Origin of the sequence: Enterobacter cloacae complex sp. OE43NF (genome assembly GCF_023544405.1) — a bacterium.
Lineage (GTDB): Bacteria > Pseudomonadota > Gammaproteobacteria > Enterobacterales > Enterobacteriaceae > Enterobacter > Enterobacter cloacae.
Window position 1 is genome coordinate 92,071 of sequence record NZ_JAMJFW010000012.1, and the last position, 17,307, is coordinate 109,377.

The 17,307-nt window shown below is 55.1% G+C and carries 14 protein-coding genes and 2 pseudogenes; 11 read left to right on the top strand and 5 right to left on the bottom strand.

Annotated elements, in window-relative coordinates:
• Nucleotides 1–45: 45 nt before the first annotated feature.
• The 4 genes from M8370_RS08100 to narI are packed head-to-tail and all read left to right on the top strand — an operon-like array spanning nucleotide 46 to nucleotide 6,699.
• The gene (locus M8370_RS08100) at nucleotides 46–3,786 is read left to right on the top strand and encodes a nitrate reductase subunit alpha (RefSeq protein WP_250020744.1); all 3,741 of its coding nucleotides are present in this window, start codon (nucleotides 46–48) and stop codon (nucleotides 3,784–3,786) included.
• A complete protein-coding gene (gene narH / locus M8370_RS08105) occupies nucleotides 3,783–5,327 on the top strand; it encodes a nitrate reductase subunit beta (RefSeq protein WP_250020745.1) in 1,545 nt (514 codons plus the stop codon). The genes M8370_RS08100 and narH overlap by 4 nt, the downstream gene beginning before the upstream one ends.
• Nucleotides 5,327–6,022, top strand: a complete 696-nt coding sequence (narW, locus tag M8370_RS08110; protein ID WP_013096513.1) for a nitrate reductase molybdenum cofactor assembly chaperone — start codon at nucleotides 5,327–5,329, stop codon at nucleotides 6,020–6,022. Before narH ends, narW begins: the two co-directional genes overlap by 1 nt.
• The gene (gene narI, locus M8370_RS08115; protein ID WP_013096512.1) at nucleotides 6,019–6,699 is read left to right on the top strand and encodes a respiratory nitrate reductase subunit gamma; all 681 of its coding nucleotides are present in this window, start codon (nucleotides 6,019–6,021) and stop codon (nucleotides 6,697–6,699) included. Before narW ends, narI begins: the two co-directional genes overlap by 4 nt.
• Nucleotides 6,700–6,786: 87 nt before the next feature.
• Here the strand turns inward: narI and yidI are convergent, their stop codons facing one another.
• Complete coding sequence (gene yidI, locus M8370_RS08120; RefSeq protein WP_108453123.1) at nucleotides 6,787–7,236, bottom strand: inner membrane protein YidI; 450 nt, start codon at nucleotides 7,234–7,236, stop codon at nucleotides 6,787–6,789.
• 229 nt (nucleotides 7,237–7,465) lie between these two features.
• Between yidI and M8370_RS08125 the strand changes: the two genes are divergently transcribed.
• Together M8370_RS08125 and M8370_RS08130 are read left to right on the top strand one after the other, a co-directional pair.
• Nucleotides 7,466–8,179 carry an isochorismatase family protein gene (locus tag M8370_RS08125; RefSeq protein WP_029883346.1) on the top strand — a complete coding sequence of 238 codons (714 nt, stop codon included), beginning with the start codon at nucleotides 7,466–7,468 and terminating at the stop codon, nucleotides 8,177–8,179.
• 61 nt (nucleotides 8,180–8,240) lie between these two features.
• Nucleotides 8,241–9,192, top strand: a pseudogene (locus M8370_RS08130) (GlxA family transcriptional regulator).
• Between the two features lie 8 nt (nucleotides 9,193–9,200).
• Here M8370_RS08130 and nhoA read toward each other — a convergent pair.
• A complete protein-coding gene (gene nhoA, locus M8370_RS08135) occupies nucleotides 9,201–10,037 on the bottom strand; it encodes an N-hydroxyarylamine O-acetyltransferase (RefSeq protein ID WP_029883347.1) in 837 nt (278 codons plus the stop codon).
• Between the two features lie 108 nt (nucleotides 10,038–10,145).
• Between nhoA and M8370_RS08140 the strand changes: the two genes are divergently transcribed.
• From M8370_RS08140 to M8370_RS08150, 3 genes are all read left to right on the top strand, one after another.
• Nucleotides 10,146–10,718, top strand: coding sequence for a flavin reductase family protein (locus M8370_RS08140; protein WP_029883348.1), 573 nt, complete (start codon nucleotides 10,146–10,148; stop codon nucleotides 10,716–10,718).
• 125 nt (nucleotides 10,719–10,843) lie between these two features.
• Nucleotides 10,844–11,206, top strand: coding sequence for a hypothetical protein (locus M8370_RS08145; protein ID WP_029883349.1), 363 nt, complete (start codon nucleotides 10,844–10,846; stop codon nucleotides 11,204–11,206).
• The gene (locus tag M8370_RS08150) at nucleotides 11,206–11,631 is read left to right on the top strand and encodes a DUF3828 domain-containing protein (RefSeq protein ID WP_029883350.1); all 426 of its coding nucleotides are present in this window, start codon (nucleotides 11,206–11,208) and stop codon (nucleotides 11,629–11,631) included. The genes M8370_RS08145 and M8370_RS08150 overlap by 1 nt, the downstream gene beginning before the upstream one ends.
• An 88-nt stretch (nucleotides 11,632–11,719) precedes the next feature.
• On the opposite strand, the gene fusA is transcribed toward M8370_RS08150, so the two are convergent.
• Entirely contained in the window at nucleotides 11,720–13,822 is a 2,103-nt protein-coding gene (fusA, locus tag M8370_RS08155) for an elongation factor G (protein ID WP_029883351.1), read from the bottom strand.
• A 161-nt stretch (nucleotides 13,823–13,983) separates the two neighbouring features.
• Between fusA and M8370_RS08160 the strand changes: the two genes are divergently transcribed.
• Complete coding sequence (locus M8370_RS08160; RefSeq protein ID WP_029883352.1) at nucleotides 13,984–14,283, top strand: ArsR/SmtB family transcription factor; 300 nt, start codon at nucleotides 13,984–13,986, stop codon at nucleotides 14,281–14,283.
• A gap of 31 nt (nucleotides 14,284–14,314) precedes the next feature.
• Here M8370_RS08160 and M8370_RS08165 read toward each other — a convergent pair whose 3' ends face one another.
• Together M8370_RS08165 and M8370_RS08170 are read right to left on the bottom strand one after the other, a co-directional pair.
• A complete protein-coding gene (locus M8370_RS08165) occupies nucleotides 14,315–14,947 on the bottom strand; it encodes an ECs1377 family protein (protein ID WP_250020746.1) in 633 nt (210 codons plus the stop codon).
• 121 nt (nucleotides 14,948–15,068) lie between these two features.
• Nucleotides 15,069–16,397 carry a 2-hydroxycarboxylate transporter family protein gene (locus M8370_RS08170; protein WP_029883354.1) on the bottom strand — a complete coding sequence of 443 codons (1,329 nt, stop codon included), beginning with the start codon at nucleotides 16,395–16,397 and terminating at the stop codon, nucleotides 15,069–15,071.
• 377 nt (nucleotides 16,398–16,774) lie between these two features.
• Between M8370_RS08170 and M8370_RS08175 the strand changes: the two are divergent.
• A pseudogene (locus M8370_RS08175) lies at nucleotides 16,775–17,307 on the top strand (NAD-dependent malic enzyme); the annotation flags it as partial.

A 17,307-nucleotide genomic window follows, 5' to 3' on the forward strand; every position in this document is an offset into this window, starting at 1 on the left:
TGATGCAGCACCCTCCGGCCATGCTATCGAAGCAGGAGAAATGTCATGAGCAAACTGCTGGACCGCTTTCGTTACTTCAAAACAAAAGGCGACAGTTTCGCCGATGGGCACGGGCAGGTGTATCACACCAACCGGGACTGGGAAGACAGCTACCGCCAGCGCTGGCAGTTCGACAAGATTGTGCGCTCTACCCACGGCGTGAACTGTACCGGCTCCTGCAGCTGGAAGATTTATGTCAAAAACGGACTGGTGACCTGGGAAACCCAGCAGACCGATTACCCCCGCACTCGCCCGGACCTGCCTAACCATGAGCCACGCGGTTGCCCACGCGGCGCAAGCTACTCCTGGTATCTCTACAGCGCCAACCGCCTCAAATATCCGCTGGTGCGCCGCAGGCTGATTGAACTCTGGCGCCAGGCGCTGGCGCAGCACAGCGACCCGGTACTCGCCTGGGATGCCATTCAAAACGATCCGCAAAAAGCGCAGAGCTACCGACAGGCACGCGGTAAAGGCGGGTTTATCCGCTCGAACTGGAAAGAGCTGAACCAGCTGATTGCCGCCGCCAACGTCTGGACCATCAAAAATTATGGCCCGGACCGCGTGGCCGGTTTCTCGCCTATTCCGGCAATGTCGATGGTCTCTTACGCTGCCGGTACCCGCTATCTCTCTCTGCTCGGCGGTACCTGCCTGAGTTTCTATGACTGGTATTGCGACCTGCCTCCCGCCTCGCCCATGACCTGGGGCGAGCAGACCGACGTGCCGGAGTCCGCCGACTGGTACAACTCCAGCTATATCATCGCCTGGGGCTCTAACGTTCCCCAGACGCGCACCCCCGACGCCCATTTCTTTACCGAGGTTCGTTATAAAGGGACCAAAACCGTTGCCATCACGCCGGACTTCTCAGAAGTTGCCAAACTGAGCGACCAGTGGCTCGCCCCCAAACAGGGGACCGACAGCGCGCTGGCGATGGCCATGGGACATGTGATCCTCAAAGAGTTCCACCTCGATAACCCAAGCGACTACTTCCTCAACTACTGCCGCCGCTACACTGACATGCCGATGCTGGTTCTGCTGGATGAGCAGGCCGATGGTCGTCTGGTGCCGGGACGCATGCTGCGGGCGTCCGACCTTGTGGACGGGCTGGGCGAAGCCAACAACCCGGAGTGGAAAACCGTCGCCTTTGATATTGCCGGTAATCTGGTGGTTCCTAACGGTTCCATTGGCTTCCGCTGGGGCGAAAAAGGCAAATGGAACCTGGAATCGCAGGCTGCGGGTCAGGAAACGGAGTTGACCCTTTCCCTGCTGATCACCCACGACAGCGTGGCGGATGTCGCCTTCCCCTACTTTGGCGGTAATGAGAACCCGCATTTTCGCAGCGTGAAACAGGAACCAGTGCTGACCCGCCGCGTGCCGAGTAAAACCCTGACGCTTGCCGACGGCAGCCAGAAACATGTGGTCAGCGTGTACGATCTGGTGCTCGCCAACTACGGTCTCGATCGTGGTCTGGAAGACAGTAACGCGGCTGAAAATTATGGTGAGATCAAAGCGTATACACCGGCCTGGGGCGAACAGATCACCGGTGTCCCCGCGTATCTGATTGAAAAAATTGCCCGTGAGTTTGCCGACACGGCGCACAAAACGCATGGACGCTCGATGATCATTCTCGGTGCCGGGGTAAACCACTGGTACCACATGGACATGAACTACCGGGGCATGATCAACATGCTGGTCTTCTGCGGCTGCGTAGGCCAAAGCGGCGGTGGCTGGTCGCACTACGTGGGCCAGGAGAAGCTGCGTCCGCAAACCGGCTGGCTGCCGCTGGCCTTCGCGCTGGACTGGAACCGCCCGCCGCGCCAGATGAACAGCACCTCGTTCTTTTACAACCACGCCAGCCAGTGGCGCTATGAGAAGCTGACGGCGCAGGAGCTGCTTTCTCCGCTGGCGGATGCATCCCGATTCACCGGTCACCTGATCGACTTCAACGTCCGCGCCGAGCGTATGGGCTGGCTGCCGTCGGCGCCGCAGCTCAACCTCAACCCGCTGCACATCAAAGCCCGCGCTGAGGCAGCAGGCCTGTCGCCGCAGGAGTACACCGTTCAGGCGTTGAAATCGGGCGATATCCACTTCGCCTGCGAGCAGCCCGACAGCGGTAAAAACCACCCGCGCAATCTGTTTGTCTGGCGCTCGAACCTGCTTGGCTCCTCCGGCAAAGGCCACGAGTACATGCTCAAGTATTTGCTCGGCACCGAAAGCGGGATACAAGGGGAAGATTTAGGCTCCACCGATGACGTGAAGCCTGAAGAGGTCGACTGGCAGACTAACGCCATTGAGGGCAAACTCGACCTGCTGGTAACGCTCGATTTCCGTATGTCCAGCACCTGCCTGTTCTCTGACATCGTCCTGCCCACCGCCACCTGGTATGAAAAGGACGACATGAACACCTCCGACATGCATCCGTTTATTCATCCGCTGTCTGCCGCCGTCGACCCGGCGTGGGAATCGCGCAGCGACTGGGAGATTTACAAAGGCATCGCCAAAGTTTTCTCTGACGTGTGCGTCGGCCATCTCGGTACGGAAACGGACGTCGTGTTGCAGCCCCTGCAGCACGATTCCCCGGCGGAACTGTCCCAGCCGTTTGATATTCAGGACTGGCGCAAAGGCGAATGCGATTTGATCCCCGGCAAAACCGCGCCGAACATTGCGGTCGTCGAGCGTAACTACCTGGAAACCTGGGAGCGCTTTACCTCCCTCGGCCCCTTGCTGGACAAGCTCGGCAACGGCGGGAAAGGGATCTCGTGGAACACGCAAAACGAGGTCGAGTTCCTCGGCAAGCTGAACTACGTCAAGCTCGACGGTCCGGCGAAAGGCCGTCCGCGTATCGAGACGGCCATTGATGCCGCCGAAGTGATCCTCGCGCTGGCACCGGAAACCAACGGTCAGGTGGCAGTGAAGGCGTGGGAGGCGCTGGGCGAACTGACCGGACGCGACCACACCCACCTGGCGCTGAATAAAGAAGATGAAAAAATCCGCTTCCGCGATATTCAGGCGCAGCCGCGTAAAATCATCTCCAGCCCGACCTGGTCCGGTCTGGAAAGCGAGCATGTCTCCTACAACGCGGGTTATACCAACGTTCACGAGCTGATCCCGTGGCGCACCCTCTCCGGCCGTCAGCAGCTGTATCAGGATCACCCGTGGATGCGCGCCTTCGGCGAAAGTCTGGTGGCTTACCGTCCGCCGATTGATACCCGCAGCGTCAGCCATATGCGCGAGATCCCGCCGAACGGCTTCCCGGAAAAAGCGCTCAACTTCCTGACGCCGCACCAGAAATGGGGCATCCACTCTACCTACAGCGAAAACCTGCTGATGCAGACCCTGTCGCGAGGCGGGCCGATTGTCTGGATCAGTGAAACCGACGCGCGTGAGCTGGGCATTGAGGACAACGACTGGATTGAAGCCTTCAACGCCAACGGCGCCCTCACCGCCCGCGCGGTGGTGAGCCAGCGCGTGCCACCGGGTATGACCATGATGTACCACGCCCAGGAGCGCATTCTTAACATTCCGGGTTCCGAGGTGACCGGACGGCGCGGCGGTATTCATAACTCGGTGACCCGCGTCTGCCCGAAACCGACGCACATGATTGGTGGTTACGCGCAGTTGGCTTACAGCTTCAACTATTACGGCACCGTTGGCTCCAACCGCGACGAGTTCATCATGATCCGCAAAATGAAAAACATTAAGTGGCTGGATGGCGAAGGTCGGGATCAGGTACAGGAGACGAAAAAATGAAAATACGTTCACAGGTTGGCATGGTACTGAATCTCGATAAATGCATTGGCTGCCACACCTGCTCGGTCACCTGTAAAAACGTCTGGACCGGGCGTGAAGGGATGGAATATGCATGGTTTAACAACGTCGAGACCAAACCGGGGATCGGCTACCCGAAAAACTGGGAAGACCAGGAGGAGTGGCAAGGCGGCTGGATACGCGGTATTCACGGTAAGCTGACGCCGCGTCTCGGCGGCAAAATGGGGGTGCTGTCGAAAATATTTTCTAACCCCGTCCTGCCGCAGATTGACGATTATTATGAGCCTTTCACCTTCGATTATCAGGATCTGCACCGCGTGCCGGAGGGGGATCACCTCCCTACCGCCCGTCCGCGCTCGCTGATTGACGGCAAGCGGATGGACAAAATCGTCTGGGGGCCCAACTGGGAAGAGCTGCTGGGCGGCGTATTCGAAAAACGCGCCCGCGACCGTAACTTCCAGAAGATCCAGAAAGAGATGTACGGCCAGTTTGAAAACACCTTCATGATGTACCTGCCGCGCCTGTGCGAGCACTGCCTGAACCCAAGCTGCGTCGCCACCTGCCCGAGCGGCGCCATTTACAAGCGCGAAGAGGACGGCATTGTGCTGATTGATCAGGACAAATGCCGCGGCTGGCGTCTGTGCATCAGCGGTTGTCCGTACAAAAAGATCTACTTCAACTGGAAGAGCGGCAAGTCAGAAAAATGCATATTCTGCTACCCGCGCATTGAATCCGGCCAGCCGACCGTCTGCTCGGAAACCTGCGTCGGGCGCATCCGCTATCTCGGCGTGCTGCTGTATGACGCGGACCGTATTGAGGAGGCCGCCAGTACCGAGCATGAAACCGATCTCTACGAACGCCAGTGCGACGTGTTCCTCAACCCGAACGACCCGGCGGTGATTGAAGAAGCGCTGAAACAGGGCATTCCGCAGAACGTGATTGATGCGGCCCAGCGCTCCCCGGTCTACAAAATGGCGATGGACTGGAAGCTGGCCCTGCCGCTGCACCCCGAATACCGCACCCTGCCGATGGTCTGGTATGTGCCACCGCTGTCACCGATCCAGTCCTACGCTGACGCAGGCGGTCTGCCGCAGAGCGACGGCGTCCTGCCTGCCGTAGAGAGCCTGCGCATTCCCGTGCAGTACCTGGCGAACATGCTCAGCGCGGGGGATACCGACCCGGTGCTGCGCGCCCTTAAACGCATGATGGCGATGCGACACTACAAGCGCTCCCAGACGGTAGAAGGCGTCACGGACACCCGTGCGATTGAGGAGGTAGGCCTTACCGTGGAACAGGTTGAAGAGATGTACCGCTATCTGGCCATCGCCAACTATGAGGATCGTTTCGTGATCCCCACCAGCCACCGTGAAATGGCGCGCGATGCCTTCCCGGAACGTAACGGCTGCGGCTTCACCTTTGGCGACGGCTGCCACGGCTCTGACACCAAATTTAACCTCTTCAACAGCAGCCGGATTGATGCCATCAACATCACCGAGGTGCGCGAACATGGGGAGGGAGAGTAATGCAGATCCTCAAAATCATCGCGCTGCTGATTGAGTATCCCGATGAGACTCTGTGGGAAAATCGCGAGGAAGCGCTTTCGCTCATTGAGCAGGACGCACCCATGCTGCTGTCATTTGCCCGTCAGCACCTGAGCGCCCCGCTGCTGGATAAACAGGCCGAGTGGTGCGAGGTATTTGAGCGTGGCCGCGCGACCTCGCTGCTGCTGTTCGAGCATGTTCACGCTGAATCCCGCGATCGCGGTCAGGCAATGGTCGACCTGATGGGGCAGTATGAGAAAGCCGGGCTACAGCTCGACTGCCGCGAACTGCCGGACTATCTGCCGCTCTATCTGGAGTACCTCAGTATCGTTACGGACGACGAGGCGCGCGAAGGATTGCAGAACGTCGCGCCTATCCTGGCGCTGATTGGCGGGCGTCTGAAGCAGCGCGGCGTGGCCCATTATCAGCTGTTCGATGCCCTGCTGGTGCTGGCGGGAACGCGGCTTTCCAGCGACAGCGTGGCGAAACAGGTGGCCACGGAAAAACGCGATGATACCCGCCAGGCGCTGGATGCCGTCTGGGAAGAGGAACAGGTCAAGTTTATCGAAGACAACGCCACATCGTGCGACAGCTCGCCGATGCAGCACTATCAACGACGCTTTAGCCAGGACGTCGCGCCGCAGTACGTGGACGTCAGCGCCGGAGGCCCAAAATGACACATTACCTGAACGTCTTTTTCTATGACATTTACCCCTACATCTGCGCCACCGTGTTTTTCCTTGGCAGCTGGTTGCGCTACGACTACGGGCAATACACCTGGCGCGCCTCATCGAGCCAGATGCTCAGCAAACGCGGTATGAACTGGGCCTCTAACCTGTTTCATATTGGGATCCTGGGGATTTTCTTCGGCCACCTGTTCGGCATGCTAACCCCGCACTGGATGTATGCCTGGTTTTTACCCGTCGCGGTTAAGCAGCAGTTAGCCATGATTGCAGGGGGGATTTGCGGCGTGCTGACGCTGATTGGCGGTTCCATGCTGCTGATTCGCCGCCTGTTCAACCAGCGGGTGCGCGCCACTTCCACCACGCCGGATATCATCATCATGAGTATCCTGCTGATACAGTGCATTCTGGGGCTGACCACCATCCCCTTCTCCGCACAGTATCCTGACGGAAGCGAGATGATGAAGCTGGTCGGCTGGGCGCAGGGAATTGTGACGTTTAAGGGCGGCTCATCGGAAATGTTGAGTGGCGTTGCCCCCATCTTCCGCGTTCATCTGGTGCTGGGGATGACTATTTTCCTTATCTTCCCGTTCACCCGCTTGGTGCACGTGTGGAGCGCGCCGTTTGAATACTTTACCCGTCGGTATCAGGTGGTGAGATCGCGCCGTTGATTTTGTCGGGTGGCGGCTTCGCCTTACCCGACCTACGTTCAAGCACCTGTCGGCCCGGTAAGGCGTAGCCACCACCGGGCTTTAATGTCAACTTACTGCCCCTCCGGTTACCAGAGAGAGAATAAATAGCAGCAACAGCACCGCGACGATCAATCCGAATGCAAGTAGCACAGCATGGAACGTTAGCGTTAGCCCTGAGAAAAGAAGTGCCCCGGAGATCCCCCAACGGCTCTCCTTGCACATCCCTCCGATGAACGAAAGCCCCAGAGCCACAACAGCGAGAATAATCCCGGCATTAAGAAGAATGCGGTCGATATCGACCGTTGTTTTTTCTGTTCGGGCAGCAGGACGCTCCCCCTTTAGCCCCGCAATTATCCCTTGTTTTACAGCCGAAACCTTCTCAGCAACCATAACTTCAAGCGCTGGCGGCTTTGGAGAAAACGGGCCGAATGAAAACTGGACGATTGAGAGAATGAGTGCAATTCCTCCCAGCAACATACCCAATGAACTGAATTTATTTCGTAAAACGATTTCCATATCAACATGCCTTCGAATGATGCTGCCGCGTGGGCTGTAGGCCCGGTAAGGCGTAGCCGCCACCGGGCGATGAAGGCTGAAGCATGCCGCTTTGCAGACGAAAATTCCACCACGAAATATCCTCTCATAATGGCCCAAAAGTATCGTTATTGGTCCTCCAGGTGACTCATACTGTGAGCAACTGTGCGGAATAATGGCTCCCGAACACAACACAGAAGGAGTTCGCGTGATGAAACCATTTTTTCGTACAGCATTGCTGATCGGCATGATGAGCACTTTTTCCACTTATGCTAGCGCGCAGGAAACGACCGGCACGAATAGCAAAACCATTCGTGCAATGACAGGCGCAACGGCGACTTCGTCTTTATCCGCCTCACAAACGGCGTTAATCGTGGTGGATATCCAAAACGAATATTACGCAGGTAAAGATTTTCGTGGTCAGATGGTGATCCCTGATGGCGATAAGGTACTGAAGAACAGTCAAAAGCTGGTTAGCTATGCCCATCAAAAGGGGATGCCGGTGTACTTCGTGCGCCATATAGCGCCAAAGGATAGCCCGTTGTTTGCCGAAGGGTCTGTTTATGCCAAGTTCCATCAAGACCTACAGCCTTCTGCACGCGATGCCATTATCACCAAAGCGACCCCGAGCTCTTTTGTTGGCACCGATCTGGATGCGCAATTAAAGAAAAAAGGGATCAAAAAGGTGATAGTCATTGGCCTGATGACGCACATGTGCATTTCCTCTACCGCACGTGACGCTGTTCCGCTGGGCTATAACGTGATTATCCCTGAAGATGCGACAGCAACACGCGATCTGGATGATGGTCAGGGTGGCGTGGTGGACCACAAAGCGCTGCAACGTGCGGCATTAGCCGGTGTTGCCGATGTGTTTGCCGAGATTATGACGACCAAAGACGTTATGGCGCTGCCAGTCACAGAATAAGACCGGACTTGATCCCCGTCGCCAGCCAGGTCTCTATACTGGCTGGCACACGGAGGCTTACATGACGCTTAAAATTGGTATTGTTGTATTTGATGGCATTATTCCTTTTCACCTTTCAGTGCCCTATTCCGTATTTGAGAAAGCGCTAACACCAACGGGCGCCCCCTTTGCCAGCTTGTCGTATGCGCCACCACGCCCGGCGCGCTTAAAACCAATGCCGGATTTTCAATCGTTGTCGAGCGTGGGCTTGATGAGTTGGCCGGAATGGATATGGTGATCGTCCCAAGCTGGGACAGTCCCGAGCATGCCCCGGCCCCCGATCTCCTGCAAGCCCTGCAAAAAGCACATGCCGCGGGTTCGCGTATTGTGGGTTTGTGTATGGGCGCGTTTGTGGTAGCGCTGCCGGGCTACTTGAAAACCGCCCTGCGACGACGCACTGGCGCTGGGCGTCTGACTTTCAACGTCTCTATCCCTCTGTGCAGATGGATAAAGACGTTCTTTATATCGATAATGGTGACGTTGTCACTTCTGCGGGCACGGCGGCCAGTATCGACTGCTGCCTGCATCTGGTGCGTCAGGCCTGGGGCGCGGAAGTGGCAAACAGCGTGGCGCGGTTGCTGGTGGTACCGCCCCATCGCCAGGGTGGACAACGTCAATACGTAGAACTGCCGGTTCAGAACACGCGTCGTGGAGACAACTTCACCGACGCGCTAGCCTGGGCGACGGAAAACCTCCAGCTTGCGCTCACGCTGGACTGCGTGGCGGAAAAAGCCTGCATGAGCCGTCGCAGCTTTACCCGGCGTTTTCAGCAAACCACCGGTGAGAGCTTTTCGCGCTGGCTGCTAAACCAGCGCATTATCGTCGCACAACGTTATCTCGAAAAAACCGACCAGCCTGTGGATGACATTGCCGAGCGTGTCGGGTTTCCCTCAACAACATCCTTGCGCCGTCACTTTCACAAACTGCTTAACACCTCGCCTTCTCGCTATCGGCGCGAGTTTCGTGGCCGATAGCGAGGCGGCTATTTTCCGTGAGTTTCAAACCCTGCCATCACCGCCGTCAGCTCCGCCAGTGAAAAACCGTGCTTCGGATCGTCAACACCCAGCCCGAAGCGCTCCTGCATCAACTGATACAGCGCCGCAACATCGGGAAGATGGATCTGCTCCTCCACATGGCCCTTTTGCCAGTGGGTAAAGTTGAAGTTGGTCAGCGTCAGTTTGCCGCCGTCAGGCAGATGGCGGCACATCAGCAGATGATGGCGGAAATGGGACTGCGGCCAGTGCGCCGACCAGAAATTCCCCATGACGTAATCACTGAAATATTGTGTCGTCAGGTCAAAGTGGTACATCGACTGCCAGTGCTCATGGTGACGGAATTGTAGTACCCAGTCGTTCCCCTCGCTCAGCAGACGATACAGACCGTGCGGCGTCTCCTGCTCTTCGTTGGCAAGCAGACGAATCGGTGCCGTCAGCGTCTGGCCGCCAAACCCAACGTCGGCAATCCAGCGCTCGCCGTTAAGTTCGACGAGCAACAGGCGATGCGTGCGCGGCGGCATTTGCGGTGGATTCGCTAATACCACACGTCCCAGCACGCTGCGCACCGTAAACCCGACTTCGCGCAACACGCGCTCAAACAAGCCATTTTGTTCAAAGCAATACCCCCCGCGACGCGCCTTAACAAGTTTGTCGACAAGGCTTTGATCGTCGAGCTGTATTTCGCGCGGCAGAACGACATCGATATTTTCAAACGGGATCGCACAGTTGTGATGTAAATGCAGCGCGCGCAAGGTGTCGATATCAACAGTAGCCGGTTGTTTCCAGCCGATGCGGGCGAAATAGGCAGTCAGAAATGGGGACATGCATCAGTTTCCTTTAACAGTGATGTTCTGTTTATAAACTAATTTCACGCGTCCACTTTGATTTCCGTGCTTTTTCGCCATACTCATCGTTATTGATGAGGAGACCCTATGAACCACTTTCGCCCTGTTGAATTACGTCATGCCAGCCGTCTTTTAAACCATGGCCCCACCGTGCTTATCACCAGTCGGGATGAAACCCTGGACAGGCGTAACGTTATGGCTGCCGCGTGGTCGATGCCGGTTGAATTTGAACCACCGCGTATCGCCATTGTGGTGGATAAAAGCACCTGGTCGCGTGAACTGATTGAACGCAGCGGGCAATTTGGCATCGTCATTCCCGGCGTGTCCGCCGCCAACTGGACCTACGCGGTCGGTAGCGTTAGCGGGCGCGACGAAGACAAATTCAACTGCTACGGCATCCCGGTGGTGAACGGTCCGGCACTCGGCCTGCCCGTCATTGAAGAGAAATGTCTGGCTTGGATGGAGTGCCGGTTATTACCCGTTACATCCGCGGCAGAAAAGTACGATACGCTGTTCGGGGAAGTGGTTTCAGCCGCCGCCGATGAACGCGCGTTTGTCGCCGGACGCTGGCAGTTTGACGGGGATAAGCTGAATACCCTGCACCATCTGGGAGCCGGGACGTTTGTGACGAGTGGGAAAATGGTGAAGGCGCTGGATTGATATTATTAATTGTATCCCACTGAATTATATAAAACTTCTATGGCATTTTATGTTTACCATAACGATGTAAAACAGAGGATATTTCCGGATTGTTGCATTAGCAATCTCTCATTAAGGAAATATCAATGTCATGGAATAAAGATGGTGCAATCTCGTATGCCAAATCTCATGCCCAACCTCGGAGCACAGGTTATTGCGCTCACTACGTCACAAAAGCAATCAGAGTGGGAGGAAGATTAAAAATCCCCAATACGCGTCTTGCAAAAGATATGGGGCTGACATTAGTCAACGCTGGCTTCCGCCTGGTATATGATCAACCGCATGCAGGTGACGTAGCCGTTATTCAAAATATTGTGGGTCACGATAGTGGCCACGTTTGTATATACGATGGGCAACAGTGGATTAGCGATTTTGTACAACGCACCATGTACCCAGGACAGGCATACCGCAACATACAGCCACATTATGAATTATTCAGGCATAACTAATGAAAAGACGCTTCTTTTTACTTTTCGCCCTGTCACCGTTCGCAGTCGCTGATAGCAGTGATGCACCGGCAGTGGCAGCTCTTACATTTAATCAATGGTATATCGCGCAGTTGAATCAGGACAAACCGCCAGTCCTCAATCCAGACATCATGAATGATTACGTTACCTCTGAGACCGTTGCAGCAATTAAAGCAATGTACTCAGGCGACAGTAACGAAAAAGATATGCCTGATGCGGATATGTTCATCAAATCTCAGGACTGGAATGAGGACTGGGATCAGATAACAGTCTTGCATTCAGATTTTGATGCCGTATGCACAAATGTCTATCTCGCATTTGGTAAAACGCAAGATCATGTTGTCGCAGATTGTCTCGTCCAGGAAAAAGGAAAATGGAAAGTTCGATCGGCTACGCTGATTAAGTAAAACGATGAAAGAAAAGAAGGGCTTTTTGTATAACTCAGTGGCAGGCTCAAAAACACATGGTAGCCCAACGACTACCATGTGTAATTAATTAACTCTTCGCACGCCGGGCAATAATCTCATCCGCCACATTGCGCGGTGCTTCCGCAAAATGGTGGAACTCCATCGTGTAGGTCGCGCGGCCTTGCGACATCGAGCGCAGCGTGGTGGCGTATCCAAACATCTCTGCCAGCGGCACGTCAGCGCGGATAATCTGGCTGCCGTACTGCTCTTCCATGCCCTGCACCATGCCACGACGGGATGAGAGATCGCCCATAATATTACCGGCATACTCTTCCGGCGTTTCCACCTCGACATGCATCACCGGCTCAAGGATCACCGGATCCGCTCTGCGAGCGCCCTCTTTAAACCCGAGGATCGCCGCCATGCGGAACGCCATTTCCGAGGAGTCGACGTCGTGATACGACCCAAAGGTCAGGGTCGCTTTTACATCGACAACCGGATACCCCGCCAGCACGCCGCTGTTCATGGCTTCGCGCAGCCCTTTTTCCACAGAGGGAATATACTCACGCGGCACCACGCCACCCTTCGTGGCATCTTCAAACTTGAAGCCACTGCCAGGCTCTAACGGCTCAAGGCTCAGGACCACATGCCCGTACTGCCCTTTACCACCGGACTGCCGGACAAATTTGCCTTCAATATCTTTCACCGCTTTGCGCAGCGTCTCGCGGTAGGTCACCTGCGGACGGCCGATGTTTGCCTCGACACCAAACTCACGCTTCATGCGATCGACGATAATCTCAAGATGTAACTCACCCATACCGGAAATAATCGTCTGGCCGGACTCTTCATCGGTATGCAGACGGAAAGACGGATCTTCCGCCGCCAGGCGTTGCAGGGCAATGCCCATTTTCTCCTGATCGCCCTTGGTTTTTGGCTCGATGGCAAGGGAGATCACCGGGTCCGGGAACTCCATTCGCTCAAGCGTGATAACCGCATTCGGATCGGTGAGCGTGTCCCCGGTGGTCACATCCTTCAGACCCACACAGGCCGCAATATCACCGGCGCGCAGCTCGTCCACTTCGTGACGATCGTTGGCATGCATCAGCACGATGCGTCCGATACGCTCTTTCTTGCCCTTCACCGGGTTATACACCGCGTCGCCTTTTCTCAACACGCCTGAATAAACTCGGATAAAGGTCAACTGCCCGACGTACGGATCGCTCATCAGTTTGAACGCCAGCGCAGAAAACGGCTCTTCATCACTTGGATGACGCTCCGCATGCTGCCCTTTTTCGTCCACACCGTCGATGGCCGGTACATCCAGCGGCGATGGCATCAGCTCAATCACCGCATCGAGCATGCGCTGTACCCCTTTGTTTTTAAAGGCGCTGCCGCACAGCATCGGCTGGATTTCACCGGAGATGGTCCGAATACGCAGCCCTTTGATGATCTCAGCCTCATCAAGGTCGCCCGTCTCCAGGTATTTATCCATCAGCGCGTCGCTGGCTTCTGCTGCCGCAGAGACCATTTTTTCCCGCCACTCCTGCGCGGTGCTCAGCAATTCGTCCGGTACCGGCGCATAGTTAAACACCATGCCTTGTGTGGCATCATCCCACACAATGGTACGCATCTTGATGAGATCCACCACGCCGGTGAAATGCTCTTCCGCGCCCACAGGGATCACAATAGGCACCGGATTCGCCTTCAGGCGTTCCTGCATCATCCGTACGACGCGGAAGAAATCGGCACCCGGACGGTCCATTTTGTTGACGAACGCCAGGCGCGGCACATGATACTTATTCGCCTGACGCCAGACGGTCTCTGACTGTGGCTGCACGCCGCCCACGGAGTCGTACACCATGACGGCACCGTCCAGCACGCGCATGGAACGTTCCACCTCAATGGTGAAATCCACGTGCCCCGGGGTGTCGATGATATTGATCCGGTGCGGTTCAAACCCTCTGTCCATACCCGGCCAGAAGCAGCTGACGGCCGCGGAGGTAATGGTGATCCCGCGCTCTTGCTCCTGCGCCATCCAGTCGGTTGTTGCCGCGCCATCGTGTACTTCACCCAGCTTGTGGCTCATCCCGGTGTAAAACAGGATGCGTTCGGTGGTTGTCGTTTTACCGGCATCGATATGCGCGGAAATACCGATGTTGCGATAACGTTCGAGAGGGATGGGTCGGGGCATAATATTTCCTTAAGTCTGTAAGACTGAGTTGTGACGACCGGGATGGTCGCCTGTGTGTTCGTTTGCTATAATAGTCCTATTGTACGAGTATTATCGAACTATTTTTTCACGGTTGACCTATTGTTGATATAGCTCAATCTGAACGTTGACGCAGGAAAACGATGATCCCAAACCACCCCGAACCTGAACAAATACTGCTGGAAAATGTGCTGTTTGCTCTCGGCAACCCGCTCCGGCTATCGATTATCCGCAGGCTGGCCGATGGCAGTGAACTGAGCTGCAACGCGCTGCGCCCGGACGATGTGGTGAAATCCACCATGACCCACCACTGGCGCGTGCTACGCGACAGCGGCGTTATCTGGCAGCGCCCGCAGGGGCGAGAGAATATGATTTCACTGCGAAGAGACGATCTGGATGCCCGTTTTCCTGGGTTGATGGCGATATTGCTGCGGGCTGTATAGCCCTGCGGTTACGTTAATATCCGTGGCAACGCTACGCTTTTTCCTGACGATAGACCGGGATCTGCCGTCGGGTGCTGGTCAGCGTATCAAAGACCTCGGTCCCGGAGGTGGTTATTCTCATCCCCGTTTTGCGCAACCGTTGCACATCGGCCGCGATGCGCTGAATGCCGAACCAGAAAAGCCCGTCGAGTGCGGTTACCGCGAGCCCGTTTTCCAGCGCTAACTTTAATCGCTCACGGGGCGCTTTCACCTGCTGGGCGATTTGCCGGTACGGCACTTCGCTCCCCCCTTCGCTATCACTGCGCTGGATACGCGTTTTCAGGTGGTAGTTAAATTCATCGGGGATCCCGTCCAGATTCATTTTCAGGCTATAAACACAGCCGAAGCGCTTGCCGTTAAAAAGCACATTTTTTTGGCTGAGTTGAAGCTCTTTTCTGAGGCCGTCAATTAACTGCGGGGCGCGGGTGAGGAGTAACCGGAAAGGAAGCTCAAAGCTGGTGACGTAATCCACATTCAGCAGCGCCAGACGCAGGCGTTCTTCTGTACCGGCCTGTTGCTCCCGACACTCTTCCAGTACCTCCGCCCACTGACGCGTCAGACGCTCTGGTTCGGCGGCTTCGGTAAAGAGAAATTTTTCAATCTGGTAATCAACTCTTCCGGTCATCGTGCGGTTTCCCGTCGCTGTGAATGCGGTAATTCTATCCAGCGCAGTGATATTTATAAAGAACTGAACCGCAACGGCGTGCTGAAAATATCGTTGCGATTCAGTCTTCTGACATCCAGGATCAGTGCGCCATTAACCAGCCCATCAAAAGCGTGGCGAAAATCACCGTCGACGCACCGCCAATGCGGGTCGCAATCTGGGCAAACGGCATCAGCGACATGCGGTTAGACGCGGAAAGAATTGCCACATCTCCTGTCCCGCCCAGCCCGCTATGACAGCAGGTGACAATCGCCGCTTCCACCGGGTACATATTCAGGCGCGACGCAATAAAATAGCCGCTCAGCGCCATTGCGATGACGATCGAACCGCACACCACCACGTATCCCACCGAAAAGACCGACACCACGCTCTCGAGCGGCACGTACAGCATGCCGAGACCAATCATCAACGGCCAGACCAGCGCAGCGGAGACGAATTTATAGCAGCTGTGCGCGCCCTGCTCCATGGAGGCCGGGATCACCTTGAAGTATTTGCACAGCACGGCGATGAGGATCATCAATACCGGGCCGGGAATATGCACCAGCTTCTCAAACAGTCCGCCAACGATAAAAAACGCACACACCATCAGCAGCCCGCCCCCCATCAGATGGAAATCCGTCTGCTGTACGCTCTGCGCGCTGGCAAACAGGCTTGTGTCATCTTTGCTGCGGGTTAACATGCCATTGCCTGAAAGCGAGGGACGTTTTGCCCCGAGGCGCGCCAGCGTACCCGCACAAATAATGGCAAAAATATTCCCCACTACGGCGGCGGGTGCCAGTTGCGCCACATACACGTCAGGTGTCTGACCCAGTATCGCCGAATAGGCCAGCGACAACGGTAAAATCCCCTCGCCAATCCCTCCGCCGATAATCGGTACGATGATGAAGAAGAAGGTGTGATACGGCGTATAGCCAAACAGCGAACCAACGAGTAAGCCGGTCAGCACGGCCATCAGGGTACCCACCACCAGCGGAACGAACATGCGGATCATCCCCTGAATCAACAGCACGCGGTTCATCCCCAAAATGCTTCCCACCACCAGACAGGCGATGACGAAATAGAGCAAATTGGCCTCTTTCATCAACAGGTGAACCGTATCCAGGGTGTGTTTCTCGAATACGCCAAAATAGACCAGCACCGAGGGCAGCATCAGGCACAATATTGCCGGGCCACCAATATCTTTCAGCAGCGGGATTTGTCGGCCAATTTTGGCAAAGGCGAAACCGAGCGTCATGATCACCGCGAGTCCACCGATCATGTTTTTCGGCAGCAGCCCCGCCCACGCAGAGGTGGCCACAATGGCCGCGATCCCGACAAACAGCATCAACGGGACCGCGCCAACTTCAGCATTGCTCAACCCAAAAGCAAAACGTGAAGCGACTGGAGACGTGGTTACAGAATTATCTTTCATATAATCACCGGATTAGTAGGTTCGGATATCAATAAACAGGAATAAATCGTAATTAGCCTGTATTTAATAAAGCTTTAATATTTAATCGTATTCAAATTGCCATTTATAAAAATGGTTCATCGAGAAATTAGCATGGCGATTTCGCCGGAAGTGTGAACAGCTCGAGAATTTGTTTTTAAATAACTTAATTCATCCTTTCGTAACTAAAGTTTTTAATCGCCGCGTCGGTGTTTTGAAATTAATTAAACCAGAAAGACTGTGACCGTTATCACTACGCCTATGATCCTTAACCGCTAGATTAGCGCGAAACCAAAGACATAAATAAACCTGCGCCTGCAACTGAACCTTATCCGATTATTGAAATTCAGGAGTCATTCATGTCTCGCAAAGAAGTACTGTATACCCCTTATAGCGGCGCCGTATTACTGGAAAATCCGTTATTAAATAAAGGGCTCGCATTTATTAAAGAAGAACGTGATAACTTTAATCTGCACGGTTTGTTGCCACACAACGTTGAAACCATCGAGGAACAAACCGAACGCGCCTGGGTACAATTCTGTCATTTTAAAAGCGATATTTCCCGCCACGTTTATCTGCGTAATATCCAGGATACTAATGAGACGCTGTTTTACAACCTGCTGCGTTCGCACCTGAAAGAGACGTTACCCATTATCTATACCCCCACGGTAGGAGAAGCGTGCGAACACTTCTCGACTATTTATCGCCGCGCGCGTGGGCTGTTTATTTCCTGGCCCAATCGTCACCGTATTGATGAAATGCTGCAAAGCTTCTCACGCAATGATATTCGCGTCATCGTCGTGACCGACGGAGAGCGTATTCTGGGGCTTGGCGATCAGGGAATTGGTGGGATGGGAATACCCATTGGAAAACTCTCGTTATATACCGCCTG

Excerpts from the sequence above, each read along its gene's own strand:
- M8370_RS08160 (WP_029883352.1), top strand. The coding sequence starts at position 13,984 with ATGATCCCAAACCACCCCGAACCTGAACAAATACTGCTGGAAAATGTG.
- M8370_RS08150 (WP_029883350.1), top strand. The coding sequence starts at position 11,206 with ATGAAAAGACGCTTCTTTTTACTTTTCGCCCTGTCACCGTTCGCAGTC.
- fusA (WP_029883351.1), bottom strand. The coding sequence starts at position 13,822 with ATGCCCCGACCCATCCCTCTCGAACGTTATCGCAACATCGGTATTTCC.
- M8370_RS08100 (WP_250020744.1), top strand. The coding sequence starts at position 46 with ATGAGCAAACTGCTGGACCGCTTTCGTTACTTCAAAACAAAAGGCGAC.
- M8370_RS08125 (WP_029883346.1), top strand. The coding sequence starts at position 7,466 with ATGAAACCATTTTTTCGTACAGCATTGCTGATCGGCATGATGAGCACT.
- yidI (WP_108453123.1), bottom strand. The coding sequence starts at position 7,236 with ATGGAAATCGTTTTACGAAATAAATTCAGTTCATTGGGTATGTTGCTG.
- narH (WP_250020745.1), top strand. The coding sequence starts at position 3,783 with ATGAAAATACGTTCACAGGTTGGCATGGTACTGAATCTCGATAAATGC.
- M8370_RS08170 (WP_029883354.1), bottom strand. The coding sequence starts at position 16,397 with ATGAAAGATAATTCTGTAACCACGTCTCCAGTCGCTTCACGTTTTGCT.
- M8370_RS08165 (WP_250020746.1), bottom strand. The coding sequence starts at position 14,947 with ATGACCGGAAGAGTTGATTACCAGATTGAAAAATTTCTCTTTACCGAA.
- narW (WP_013096513.1), top strand. The coding sequence starts at position 5,327 with ATGCAGATCCTCAAAATCATCGCGCTGCTGATTGAGTATCCCGATGAG.
- M8370_RS08145 (WP_029883349.1), top strand. The coding sequence starts at position 10,844 with ATGTCATGGAATAAAGATGGTGCAATCTCGTATGCCAAATCTCATGCC.
- nhoA (WP_029883347.1), bottom strand. The coding sequence starts at position 10,037 with ATGTCCCCATTTCTGACTGCCTATTTCGCCCGCATCGGCTGGAAACAA.
- narI (WP_013096512.1), top strand. The coding sequence starts at position 6,019 with ATGACACATTACCTGAACGTCTTTTTCTATGACATTTACCCCTACATC.
- M8370_RS08140 (WP_029883348.1), top strand. The coding sequence starts at position 10,146 with ATGAACCACTTTCGCCCTGTTGAATTACGTCATGCCAGCCGTCTTTTA.